Source organism: Aliibacillus thermotolerans (assembly GCF_027853235.1).
In the GTDB taxonomy this organism is placed as follows: Bacteria; Bacillota; Bacilli; order Bacillales; family Marinococcaceae; genus Aliibacillus; species Aliibacillus thermotolerans.
On the sequence record NZ_WKJG01000028.1, the window covers coordinates 108960 to 121641 of the forward strand.

Consider the following 12682-nt stretch of genomic DNA (forward strand, 5'->3'; position numbering starts at 1 on the left):
GACTGTTCCTTCTCTATTCCAAGAGAAGGTGACAGTCTTTTTTTATTCCGTGAATTTTTTAAAGATAATCGTTGCATTATGTCCCCCAAATCCAAGGGAGTTACTGAGTGCGACGTCAATATTTGCTTTGCGATGTTCATTAGGCACATAGTCTAAATCACAAGCTGGATCTGCTTCCTTATAATTCATGGTAGGCGGCGCAATATTTTCTGCAATTGCTTTTACTGTAAAGATCGCTTCTACTGCACCGGCTGCTCCTAATAAATGTCCAGTCATCGATTTGGTCGAACTCACCATTAAATTGTACGCATGTTCCCCAAACACTTTTTTAATCGCAATCGTTTCATATTCATCATTATATGGAGTACTTGTTCCGTGGGCATTAATGTATTGTACTTCTTCCGGTTGGAGATTTGCGTCTTGTAATGCTTGTTTCATCGCTCTCACTGCTCCTTCTCCTTCTGGTGCAGGAGCGGTTAAATGATAAGCATCTCCAGTTGCTCCGTACCCAACAATTTCAGCATAAATATTGGCTCCTCTTTTTTGGGCAGACTCTAACGATTCTAAAATCATGATGCCGCAACCTTCTCCCATCACGAAGCCATCGCGATTTTTATCAAAAGGACGAGAAGCGCTGTGCGGATCTTTATTTGTTGTGATTGCCTTCGCGGAAGCAAATCCCGCTACTGCCATATTCGTAATAGGAGCTTCTGTACCACCTGTAATGATAGCGTCTGCATCGCCCCGCTGAATGGCTTTAAAAGCATCACCAATGGAATTTGTACCAGATGCACAAGCAGTGACAGTACAAGAATTAATCCCTTTTGCCCCTGTCGTAATGGAAACTTGACCTGCTGCCATATCTGGAATCATCATCGGAACAAAAAACGGACTCACACGACGATATCCTCTTTTTTGGAAACGATGAAACTGTTCTTCATACGTTTCCATGCCACCAATGCCTGAACCAATCCAAACTCCAGTCCGATGAGCATTTTCTTCCGTAATTTCATATTTTGCATCCTCTAATGCCATTAATGCAGAAGCAACCGCAAATTGAGTAAAACGATCCATTTTGCGCGCTTCCGTTTTTTCTACAAAAGCAGTCGGATCAAAATCTTTTACTTCTCCCGCCACATGAACCGGGAATTGCTCTTTGTCTACGCGGGTCAATTCTCCAATTCCTAATTTACCTGCAACTGCATTTTCCCAAGAAGTATCTACGTGAAGACCTAACGGATTGACTGTACCGAGTCCTGTCACAACGACACGTTTTTTATCATTCATTTCCTTTCTCTCCTTTGTAAAATGCGAGTACCTCAAAAAGAATTAACGCCCCCAGCGCATTGCGGTAGCCCCCCAAACGAGGCCGGATCCAAATCCTACCATCACGATAAGATCTCCATCTTTTATTTTACCATTTTTTAATTGTTCTACCACCGCTATTGGGATGGAAGAAGATGAAGTGTTGCCGTATTTATTCACCGTTACGGCCATCTTCTCTTTTGGTAATTCGAGACGCTCGCGAGACGCTTCCATAATACGGATATTCGCTTGGTGTGGAACGAGGAAATCTACATCTTCTTTTGTTAACCCTGCTTTTTCCACCACCCGTATGCTCGATTCTCCCATTTGCCTTACTGCAAATTTAAATACTTCCCGGCCATTCATAATAATTTTTGGATCTTGGCGAATATGCATGGCTCCTGCACCATCTGCCCCTAATTCAAAGGATAAAAATCCTTTTCCTTCCGAAACCGGACCAAGTACAGCTGCACCTGCTCCGTCGCCAAACAACACCGCTGTGTTGCGATCATTCATGTCGATGACGCGACTTAACTGTTCTACTCCAACAACTAACACTTTTTCATACGTCCCCGTTTTAATAAAAGCATCCCCAGTTGACAATCCATAAATAAACCCTGCACAAGCCGCACTTATATCCATTGCAGCGGCATTTTTTGCTCCCAATCGTTCTTGAATCAGACAAGATACGGAAGGAAAAGGGTAATCCGGTGTAACTGTTGCCACTAATATTAAATCAATCTCTTCCGGTTCCACTCCTGCATCTTTTAATGCGTCTACAGAAGCGTAGTAAGCCATATCTGACGTTTTGACGCCTTCTTCTGAAAAAATTCGTCGCTCAATTCCTGTCCGCGTGCGAATCCACTCATCAGATGTATCTAACGTTTTCTCAAAGTCTTTATTGGTAATTTCTTTCCCTTCGACAAATCGACCAATTCCTAAAATTCCTGCATTTCTCATTCGTTTCTAATTCCTCCTCTTATACCAGGAAAGTTAACGGTTCATATTATGACCTGGTTGTAATTTTATACGAAAGTTTTCTTTCTGTCCAGATAAAAAAGAAAGAATAGGAAGACGATTTCTAGCATGAAATATAAAAAACGAACAAACCAGCAAGGTCTGTTTCTCTCGCTGGTTTGTCTCCATGATTTTATTTTATTGGATGACGGATGCAAGGATCGCTTTTTGGACGTGGAGGCGGTTTTCTGCTTCGTCATAAACTACCGAATGAGGGCCATCGATCACTTCTGCAGCTACTTCTTCCCCGCGATGAGCCGGAAGACAGTGTAAAAATAAATAATCATCTTTGGCGTGGGAACATAAATCATTAGTGATTTGATAGTTTTGAAATGCTTTCATTCTTTTTTCTTGTTCTTCTTCATATCCCATACTCGCCCAAACGTCGGTATACACAACATCGGCATCTGTTACTGTTTCCACAGGATCGTGAGTTAGGGTAAATGTCGCTCCGTTGTCTTCAGCAATCTTTTTCGCTCTTTCCCAAATTTTATCATCGGGTTCATAACCTTCTGGTGTCGCAATTGAAAAATCAAGTCCTAACTTCGCACATGCAATAAACAACGAATGAGCGACATTGTTCCCGTCCCCGACATAGGTTACTTTCAGATTGTCAAGGCTTCCTTTATGCTCTTCAATAGTCAACATATCCGCAAGGGCCTGGCAAGGATGATACGAATCCGTAAGCGCATTAATCACTGGAATAGAAGCATGTTCACTTAATTCTGCTACTTTTTCATGAGAATTTGTGCGAATCATGATGGCATCGAGAAAACGAGAAAGTACTTTTGCCGTATCTTTTATCGGCTCTCCTCTGCCTATTTGCATATCCCGAGGGCTTAAAAAGAGCGCGTGTCCTCCTAGTTGTGTCATCCCGACTTCAAAAGAAACCCTTGTCCGTGTTGACGCGTTTTCAAAAATCATTCCTAATGACTTTCCTTGAAGGAGTGGTTCATAAGGGTTTTTCTTCAAATATGCAGCAAAACGAAGCAGTCCTTTTATTTCTTCTGTGGAATAGTCAAATAATGTAAGCATGTCTCTTCCTGTAATAGGTACGAGAGAGGCTTTTTCTTTTTGATTCATTATTTCCTACACTCCTTCATGTATTGATTTCATTGTTGATAACCATTCTTCAAGCGACCGAGTTTGTACGCTTTCTTCCTTCAAAGCTTCAACGATAACAGATAATGTTTGCGGGTTTGTTACAATTGTTTTTCGTTGTTTTAATGCTTCTTGACGACGTTTCTTTCCTGTTTGAAATCCAACTTTTGGTAAGCTGATATATAAAACGGCCTCATCCCTTTGGATCCATGTTGAAAAAGGATATTCTTCTTCCGTAACAAGCGTATAACCGAGAGCACGTAATTCCTGAAGTGGTCTTTCTGTTTCCTTTTGTAAGGTGTTATCTATATCACAAAACACCGAACCAGTTTTCTTAAAGAGAAGAGGCGTGTGACTTTCAGACCAAGCAAAAGCTTTTTTTAACGCTTCTTCTTTATTTCTTCCGATTCCAATTAATTCTCCTGTAGATTTCATTTCCGCTTCTAAAATTGGATCCATCCCAGCTAATTTCTCGTTAGAAAAAACCGGTGCTTTTACGGTATAATACGGTGTTTCTTCTCCAAGACCAACTTTTCCGTTCTTCCATTCTTTTAACGATCTTCCCAGCCACATATGAACGGCCCCTTCGATTAAGTTCGTTCCAGTCACTTTGGATAAAATCGGTACAGTGCGAGAGGCACGAGGATTTACTTCAATCACATACAATTCCCCATCCATCCAGACGAATTGTATGTTGAAAATACCGGTAAAATCCATTCCTCTGGCAATTCGTTTCGTATATGCAACCACTTTATCTTTCATTTCTTTTGTTAAAGAAAAAGGAGGGGTGACCGCCATCGAGTCCCCAGAATGGACACCTGCTCGCTCGATATGTTCCATGATACCTGGAATCCATATATCTTTTCCGTCTGTGACAACGTCTACTTCCAATTCTATTCCGGGGAAAAATGCGTCAATTAAAATCGGATACGTGACCATATCGCTCTGTAAATAAGTCGTTAATTCTTCTTCATCGGTTAAAATGGCCATTCCTTGACCACCAATGACATAAGACGGGCGCAGTAACACCGGAAAGCCGATGGAGCGAGCTTTTTCTATGACGTCTTCTTCATTTTCCCCTGTCACACCGGGAATATGAGGTACGTTCACGTCTTTCATAAAGGCATAAAAACGACCGCGATCTTCCAATTGATCAATCGTATCAGCAGAGGTTCCTAACACGTTAAGGCCTGCTTTCTCCAATGCCTCAGTAAGAGAAATACCCGTCTGACCGCCTAGTTGCACGATAACGGCTTCCACTTGTTCTCGCTTTGCCACATGGAGAACATCTTCTGCTGTTAATGGTTCAAAATATAAATGGTCGGCCATATGAAAATCAGTACTTACTGTTTCTGGATTGTTATTGATAATGACTGCTTCATATCCGTGCTTTTGCACTTCTAATGCTCCGTGGACGGAACAATAATCAAATTCAATCCCTTGTCCGATGCGAATCGGTCCGGAACCGATAATTAATATTTTCGGTTTCCCTGTCTGCTCCTTTTTTTCACTCATTTGTTGCCAGCTGGAATAAAAATAAGGTGTTTTGGCATGATATTCAGCAGCAGACGTATCCACCATATGATAGGAGGGAAACAAATCCCATTCCTTTCGTTTCTCGTATATCGTGTGCGTGGAAATATTCCATTGAGAAGCGAGCCACTCATCACTGAATCCGGCTTTTTTCCATTGGAAAAGTTGCTCTTTCGTGACATTGTGCCATGTCGTCTCTTGAATGTCTTTTTCGAGCTGAACGAGCGTAAGAAAAGCATGTAAGAAATAACGATTCATTTTTGTTTTTTCATGCAAGACATCAATGGATATATCCCGACGTAACAACTCTAACAAAATAAAAAAGCGTTGGTCATCTTGTTGATCTAGAAGAGTAAATAACGTTTCAACTGACTTATTTCGAAGCGAAGGAAGAGATAATCCTTCTACCTTCAACTCCAATGAACGGACCGCTTTTTGAATCGCTGCTATGAAATTTCTTTCAATTGCCATTACTTCCCCTGTGGCTTTCATTTGGGTGCCGAGAGTGCGGTCGGCTTCCACAAACTTATCAAATGGCCATCGTGGAAATTTCACAACAAGATAATCTAAAGCCGGTTCAAAGCTTGCAAACGTATATCCTGTCATTGGGTTTTTTAATTCATGCAACAGATAACCGATGCTTAGTTTCGCTGCAATTCTAGCAATCGGGTAACCTGTTGCTTTGGAAGCAAGGGCCGAAGAACGACTCACACGCGGATTGACCTCAATAAAATAATATTGTTTACTATGTGGATCAAGCGCAAACTGAACATTGCAACCGCCAACGATCTTTAAAGCACGAACGACTTTCATTGCGGCAGTGCGCAGCATTTGATATTCTTCGTCGGTTAATGTCTGTGCTGGAGCAACGACGATGGAATCTCCGGTGTGAATACCGACTGGATCGATATTTTCCATGCTGCATATCGTAATGCACGTATCATTTTCATCCCGCATCACTTCAAATTCTATCTCTTTAAAGCCGGCAATGCTTTTTTCTATCAAACATTGATGGATAGGACTTGCATCAAGACCACCTTTCACAATGTAACGCAGCTCTTCTTCTGTATTGGCAATACCACCCCCGCCTCCACCAAGGGTATATGCGGGTCGAACAATAATCGGATAGCCGGTTGCGTTCGCAAACATTACAGCCTCTTCTACATTTTCAACAATTTCACTTTCTGGCACTGGCTCCCCTAATTCATGCATCAGTGCACGAAACAACTCCCGATCTTCTCCTTGCTGTATGGAAGTAATCGGTGTTCCTAAAAGTTGGACGTTATATTTTTGTAAAATATTATTTTTGTGAAGCGCAAATGCAAGGTTTAAACCCGTCTGGCCCCCTAAAGTCGCTAACAATCCATCTGGATTTTCTCTTTCGATAATTTTTTCGATCGATGCTACCGTGAGCGGTTCAAAATATACCTTATCTGCACATGATTCATCGGTCATGACTGTCGCTGGATTATTGTTTACTAAAATGACTTCCAATCCTTCTTCGCGTAAAGCAAGACAAGCTTGCGTCCCGGAGTAATCAAACTCCGCTGCTTGCCCGATAACGATAGGACCAGAGCCAATGACGAGGACTTTTTTCATGGATGTTTGTTTAGGCATATGTTTTTTCTCTCCCTCTCTTCTTCAAGTCGTCTAAACATTCTAGGAAGACGTGTTCACTGTCCGCATTCAGTTCAAACTGCACCGTCCGAACCGGAAAAGTTTCGTGAGAGAGTCCTTCAATGGAGCGATCATTAATATTTCGATATTGAACGTGAAAAAAGGTCGGAATGCTTTCTTCGATCACTTGGTAGCTATGATGTTGTTTTGTCATCATGACACGATTTGTAGTCGTACAAAGCACCGGTTGATTCATTCCGTGATGTCCAACATGCATTTTTTCTGTTTTTGCACCAAATGAAAGGGCAATCACTTGATGCCCAAGCCCCATCCCAAACGTCGGGAATGCCTTCGCTACTTGTTGATACGTCTCAAAAAACGGCGCTAATTGGAGAGGATTTCCTGGACCATTGGAAAAGAAAATAACATCTGGCGCTAACTGTTGAATCTGTTGCTTCGTATAATGATAAGGGACGATGGTGACACGATGCCCATGTTCCACCAATTTTTCTACGACAGCCGATGTATACCCAAAATCTATCATGACGATATGAGGACCGCTTTCTCCAAAAGCAACTGGCTTTGTAACACTAATCTCTTCAATGAAATCTTCTGTTTTTTCCTCGTCTTTCGAGGTGAAAGTAGACGTAAAACCGATATGCGCTTCTGTTTCACCTTGTTCGCGAATGGTTCGAACGAGAGCACGAGTATCTACTCCCGTAATCATTGGAATACTGGCCTTTTCTATCGCTTCCAGAAATGTTTCACGTGCTTCAGCATGATAAGCTTCTGTCACCGTTTCATGCACAACAATCCCTGCTGGTTTCACTCTTCTCTCTTCAACATCCGGTCCACGCCAACCACAAGTGCCAATGAGCGGGAACGTAAACACAACAATTTGTCCGTGAAAAGAAGGATGTGTAATGATTTCTTCATATCCTGTCATACCAGTATAAAAAACAATATTTCCCGTCACTTCTTTTTGATTTTTGTTTCCGATTTGTCCTTGGAATGTTGCTCCATTTTTTAGTGTTACAAATCCTTTCATCGTTCTTCCTCCTTCTTTTCTCTAGCCAGTTGTGAATTACGAAGAGAGCACCTCTTTGATTCGATGTATCGCTTCTTGTAATACTTCCCTCTCCGTCGTAAGAGGTGGGAGTAGGCGAATGACACTCGGTCCGGCCCCAATTGTTAATACGCCTTTTTCCTGCAAAGCTAAAATATAAGGAGCTGCTTCTTCTTTCAATTCAATTCCAATCATCAGCCCTTTTCCCCGGACATCTTTCACTAAAGGGACGGAAGAAAAGACTTTTTTACATTCTTCCAGGAAAGATTCACCTTTTCTTTTTATCTCATGAAGCCAACCCGGAGCGAGCATCGTCGTTAACGTTGCTTCTGCTGCTGCCATAGCGAGCGGATTTCCACCAAAAGTAGAACCATGTGTTCCTGGACCGAAAGCATCTTTTAGAAATGCTTTTCCAATCACCGCTCCCGTCGGAATTCCGTTTCCCAGTGACTTGGCCGTCGTAATGATATCCGGATGAAGGGGCGTCTGTTCATAAGCGAAAAATGTGCCGGTTCGTCCTAATCCAGTTTGAATTTCATCGATAATAAGAAGCGCACCCGTTTTCTCGATCATTTCTTGCACTGCTTGAAAAAAGCGTTCTTCTCCGGGGTAAATGCCACCTTCCCCTTGAACAACTTCCAACATAATCGCCGCTGTATCTTTATCTACCGCTTGTTTGACCGCTTCCACATCGTTATACGGAATATGTTCAAATCCGGACAGCATCGAGCCAAATCCTTCGTGAATTTTCGTTTGCCCTGTTGCTGCCATACTTCCGAAAGTTCGACCGTGGAAAGATTGTAAAAAGCTCACCACTTTATTTTTGCCACGATATTTTCGGGCAAGTTTAATTGCTGCTTCATTCGCTTCCGTTCCACTGTTGACAAAAAAGACATACTCTCCCGTGGAATTCTCCGTAAGAATTTGTGCAACCCGTTCTTGCCCTTCATATTGGAAAAAGTTTGACCCGTGCCATCCTTTTTGAAGTTGCTCTTCGACCGCTTTTAATACGTTCGGATGTTTATGTCCTAAATTGACAACTCCGATTCCTGACATCATATCGATATATTCATTTCCATGTTGATCAATCACTGTCGATCCGTTTGCTTCTTGAAAGACGATATCCCATCTTTTATAGGTGGGAAATAAATGACTCGTTTCCTCACTCATTATGCATCCTCCTGCGCAATAAACTCTTCTTTCATAATTGTTGTTCCAATGAGCGCTCCGTTTTCATCCGTATTTTTTCCGTTCCCATTGGCGATCGTTACTTTTTTTATATCCCCGGTTAAACTTTCCCGTGCGGCGTTCACTTTTGGAATCATCCCGCCGTAAATTGTTCCGTCTTCAATGTAAGTGTCGATCTCTGAAACGGATAACGTCTCTTGTAATTGTCCATCTACTAGCACTCCATCGACATCGGTGACAAATACGAGTTCTTCCGCCTGAAGTGCAGAGGCAATCGCTCCCGCTGCTTCATCCGCGTTAATATTTAGTTTTTCGCCTCGTTCATCTAACGCAATCGGAGCAATGACTGGGATGTACCCCATCTCTAGTAGTTCTCGTAAGAAAGAAACATTCACCGCTTTAATTTTTCCAACAAGCCCTAACGTTTCTCTTTCGATGGCGGTTGCTGTTAATAGTTTTGCATCAACTCCTGAGAGTCCGATAGCTTTCTCGTTTACTGATTGTATTTGAGCAACGATTTGTTTATTTACTTTTCCAGATAGGACCATTTCTACCGTTTCCAACACTTTGGGGGTCGTTTTTCTCCGTCCATCTACAAATTCCGTCTCGATTTGCAATGCTTGTAACATCCCATTAATGGCCGGACCACCCCCATGGACAATCACCGGATGTTTCCCATTTTCTTTCATTTTGCATATACTTTCAAAAAAAGACGGAGAAAGTTCATCGACAGTAGAACCTCCGCACTTCACGACTACGATATATTCCATTCTCTCTATCTTCCTTTCTACTTACGTACGATACCCGGCATTAATGCGCACATATTCATATGTCAAATCGCAGCCCCACGCTTTTCCATATCCTTCGCCGCAATGAAGATCAACATGAATGACGACATGGTCTCCTTCTAAGTACGCTTTCGCTTCTTCTTCCGAAAACTCCACCGGCTTACTTTGCTTTAACGTTTGAATCGGTCCGAGAAAAATATCCACCGTTTCTGGGTTGACCTCAATCTCGCTATATCCAAGGGCAACAATCACTCTTCCCCAGTTTGCATCGGTACCATAAATCGCTGTTTTAACAAGACTAGACCCTGCAATTTTTTTCGCAGCAATTCCAGCTTCTTCATTTGTTTTCGCGCCTCTGACATTCACTTCTACGAGTTTCGTAGCTCCTTCTCCATCCCGTGCGATTTTTTTCGCTAACTCTTCCGCAACATATTGTAATGCTTTTACAAATTTGTGCCATTCCGGGTGAGCGGGTCCGAGGGAATCATTTTCAGCATGACCACTTGCCATCACAATAACCATATCGTTCGTGGACGTATCTCCGTCCACGGTAATACAGTTGAACGTCTTATCCGTCACTTCCTTTAGTGCTTGTTGCAACACGTCAGGTTCAATGACCGCATCGGTTGTAATAAAACTAAGCATCGTCGCCATGTTCGGGTGAATCATCCCTGAACCTTTTGCTGTACCACCAATGGTCACTTCTTTTCCATCAATGATTGTTTTCACACAAGCATGTTTTTTTACGGTATCCGTCGTCATGATTGCTTCATTAAATGCATCCGCTGCATTGTCATCATTCGTTGGTTGCAGTTTTTGAATGCCCGGAAAAATCTTGTCTACCGCCATTCTTTCCCCAATGATTCCAGTGGAAGCAACCGCCACTTGATGAGGGGGAACTTGAAACGTTTCTGCTGCCGTCTCTCTCATTTTATAAGCGTCTTGTAGTCCGACTTCTCCCGTACAAGCATTGGCGTTTCCACTATTGACGACAATGGCGCGCAATTTTCCTTCCTCCGCAATGCTTTCCTTCGTCACTTGGAGAGGAGCAGCTTGGATTTTGTTCATCGTATAAACAGCGGCACTTGATGCAGGAACGTCACATAAAATGGCACCGAGATCATTTCGTTTCCGTTTCACTTTCGTATGAATACCTGTCGCCTGAAATCCTTTTGGGGTTAAAATACTGCCGCTTAAAACGGGATAAATACCATCTGTCTCCTCTTGATAATTCATCATGTCCTCTCCTTTTCTTTTATGGATAAACGGGTACCATATTAAGACCCGCAGTTTCTTCAAATCCAAACATGAAGTTCATATTTTGTATCGCTTGACCGGAAGCTCCCTTAACGAGATTGTCAATGACAGAAACAATGGTGATGCGGTTCGTTCTGTCATCAATCGACCAACCAATATCACAATAGTTCGTTCCATATACTTCTTTTGTAAATGGGAACGCTCCTTCACCTCGCAATCGGACAAACGGTTTGTGCGCGTATGCTTTTTCATATAGCGCTTTGATTTGTTCCTTTGTCCAACCATCCTGCACAGGAGCATACATCGTTGCCATAATTCCTCGCGTCATCGGTACGAGATGAGGTGTAAAAGTAATCGTTAATTCTTTTTCTCCCCATGCCATTAACTGTTGTTCAATTTCCGGGGTATGTTTATGTTCATTGACTTTATAAATTTTAAAGTTGTCGTTCATTTCACTAAAATGAGTGATTGGGGATAAAGAACGTCCCGCCCCCGTCGTTCCTGACTTCGCATCGATAATAATATGGTTGGTATCGATCGCATTGGCTTGCACGAGCGGAGCTAACCCTAGCAACGCAGCCGTTGGATAGCATCCTGGATTAGATAAAATCGATGTATGTTTAATTTCTTCTTCATGCCATTCTGATAAACCATAAACTGCTTGCGTAAGAAGCGCTTCTGAGGCGCTCTCTCGTCCATACCATTTTTCATAGACATCGCCATCTTTTAACCGAAGATCTCCCGATAAGTCAATTACTTTCGTCTCACCGGCAATCTTTTCTGTCCATTCAGAGGAAACCCCTGGTGGAGTGGAGAAAAAGACAGCGTCAAAAGTTTTTAATCGTTCTGCATCTATCTTTTCAAGCGTTAAATCTACTATTTCAATGAAATGCGAATAGTTATCTACCATACTTTTTCCTTCTTGAGAAGAAGAGAATACAGAAATTTCATCTATGTGTGGGTGGTGATATAACAAGCGAATCAACTCCACCCCGCCGTATCCTGTTGCGCCGACAATTGCTACTTTCATAAATTTGCACCTCATTTAATGTTTATACATTTGCTATTACGTCCTATTATAAATGTGAATATATATTAATGCAACTGTATTTTTATTTTTTCTTACACGAGCAATTATAAACATTTTCACGTTCATCCCTATTCAAACTTTTGCATGGATATACAACCTTCTTTCAAGAAAGGATAAAAAAAGAGATGGGACATAACTAGCCAAAAAAGTATGGTTCCAAGCACTAACATTTGCTTGGAACCATTTTTGTAAGGTTTTTTCCTTTTTTCTAATGATTGGGTTACTATTTCTAACGGTATATTTCTTTAAGTTTCCCACCAGAAGCGCATGCACAAGAAGTATAAATGAGCCTCCAATAATTCTATGTCAGCAGTATGATGTACGCGGATCGTAAGCAGGACGGCCGAATGCACCACAAGCACCCAATCGAAGCTTCCCTAGAACGAGATTCCCCATTTGTAACACGTCATGAGACCATTCAGTAGGAATCAGGAGTATCATTGCTAATAGCATATACATTTGCATCTAAAGACGAAACTTCATCGATATACTGTTACAACTGCCCGAGTTGCATGACGCAATGCCCTCAGCCGGAACTTGTGAAATGAAAGAAAATGGTTGGACGCTCTCCATCAAAAGGATGCACTTCTTCCGACGATTCATTATACAAGGTCACGCTAGTAGAATCGTTTCCACAAGCAGCAAGCAGACCAAGAAGGAAAAAGAGAGGGAGGAGAAGCCATTCTCTTGCATCTATGTTTATCATGTATCTTCTCCTTT

Annotated in this window: 10 protein-coding genes; all 10 read right to left on the reverse strand. The window is 42.0% G+C overall.

Going from position 1 to position 12682, the window contains the following annotated elements; all coding sequences use genetic code 11:
• Positions 1-42: 42 nt before the first annotated feature.
• Positions 43-1287, reverse strand: coding sequence for a beta-ketoacyl-ACP synthase II (gene fabF, locus GJS40_RS03755; protein ID WP_270896246.1), 1245 nt, complete (start codon positions 1285-1287; stop codon positions 43-45).
• Positions 1288-1329: 42 nt separating this feature from the next.
• A complete protein-coding gene (locus GJS40_RS03760; RefSeq protein ID WP_270896248.1) occupies positions 1330-2265 on the reverse strand; it encodes a beta-ketoacyl-ACP synthase III in 936 nt (311 codons plus the stop codon).
• 195 nt (positions 2266-2460) lie between these two features.
• A complete protein-coding gene (gene argF / locus GJS40_RS03765; RefSeq protein ID WP_270896250.1) occupies positions 2461-3405 on the reverse strand; it encodes an ornithine carbamoyltransferase in 945 nt (314 codons plus the stop codon).
• A 6-nt stretch (positions 3406-3411) separates the two neighbouring features.
• A complete protein-coding gene (locus GJS40_RS03770; RefSeq protein ID WP_270896252.1) occupies positions 3412-6573 on the reverse strand; it encodes a carbamoyl phosphate synthase large subunit in 3162 nt (1053 codons plus the stop codon).
• A complete protein-coding gene (locus tag GJS40_RS03775; RefSeq protein WP_270896253.1) occupies positions 6566-7621 on the reverse strand; it encodes a carbamoyl phosphate synthase small subunit in 1056 nt (351 codons plus the stop codon). Before GJS40_RS03775 ends, GJS40_RS03770 begins: the two co-directional genes overlap by 8 nt.
• A gap of 36 nt (positions 7622-7657) precedes the next feature.
• Positions 7658-8809, reverse strand: a complete 1152-nt coding sequence (locus GJS40_RS03780) for an acetylornithine transaminase (RefSeq protein ID WP_270896255.1) — start codon at positions 8807-8809, stop codon at positions 7658-7660.
• Positions 8809-9597: an acetylglutamate kinase gene (gene argB / locus GJS40_RS03785; protein WP_270896257.1), complete on the reverse strand. Its 789-nt coding sequence runs from the start codon at positions 9595-9597 to the stop codon at positions 8809-8811. The genes GJS40_RS03780 and argB overlap by 1 nt, the downstream gene beginning before the upstream one ends.
• Positions 9598-9618: 21 nt before the next feature.
• Positions 9619-10851: a bifunctional glutamate N-acetyltransferase/amino-acid acetyltransferase ArgJ gene (gene argJ, locus GJS40_RS03790; protein WP_377901832.1), complete on the reverse strand. Its 1233-nt coding sequence runs from the start codon at positions 10849-10851 to the stop codon at positions 9619-9621.
• Positions 10852-10870: 19 nt separating this feature from the next.
• A complete protein-coding gene (gene argC / locus GJS40_RS03795) occupies positions 10871-11902 on the reverse strand; it encodes an N-acetyl-gamma-glutamyl-phosphate reductase (protein WP_270896260.1) in 1032 nt (343 codons plus the stop codon).
• Between the two features lie 586 nt (positions 11903-12488).
• On the reverse strand, positions 12489-12668 hold the full coding sequence (locus GJS40_RS03800) for a hypothetical protein (protein WP_270896262.1): 180 nt from the start codon (positions 12666-12668) through the stop codon (positions 12489-12491).
• Positions 12669-12682 lie beyond the last annotated feature (14 nt).

Bases quoted from the DNA above. Each gene is read 5' to 3' on its own strand.
- GJS40_RS03800 (WP_270896262.1), bottom strand. From the start codon at position 12,668: ATGATAAACATAGATGCAAGAGAATGGCTTCTCCTCCCTCTCTTTTTC.
- GJS40_RS03780 (WP_270896255.1), bottom strand. From the start codon at position 8,809: ATGAGTGAGGAAACGAGTCATTTATTTCCCACCTATAAAAGATGGGAT.
- argC (WP_270896260.1), bottom strand. From the start codon at position 11,902: ATGAAAGTAGCAATTGTCGGCGCAACAGGATACGGCGGGGTGGAGTTG.
- argF (WP_270896250.1), bottom strand. From the start codon at position 3,405: ATGAATCAAAAAGAAAAAGCCTCTCTCGTACCTATTACAGGAAGAGAC.
- argB (WP_270896257.1), bottom strand. From the start codon at position 9,597: ATGGAATATATCGTAGTCGTGAAGTGCGGAGGTTCTACTGTCGATGAA.
- fabF (WP_270896246.1), bottom strand. From the start codon at position 1,287: ATGAATGATAAAAAACGTGTCGTTGTGACAGGACTCGGTACAGTCAAT.
- argJ (WP_377901832.1), bottom strand. From the start codon at position 10,851: ATGAATTATCAAGAGGAGACAGATGGTATTTATCCCGTTTTAAGCGGC.
- GJS40_RS03770 (WP_270896252.1), bottom strand. From the start codon at position 6,573: ATGCCTAAACAAACATCCATGAAAAAAGTCCTCGTCATTGGCTCTGGT.
- GJS40_RS03775 (WP_270896253.1), bottom strand. From the start codon at position 7,621: ATGAAAGGATTTGTAACACTAAAAAATGGAGCAACATTCCAAGGACAA.
- GJS40_RS03760 (WP_270896248.1), bottom strand. From the start codon at position 2,265: ATGAGAAATGCAGGAATTTTAGGAATTGGTCGATTTGTCGAAGGGAAA.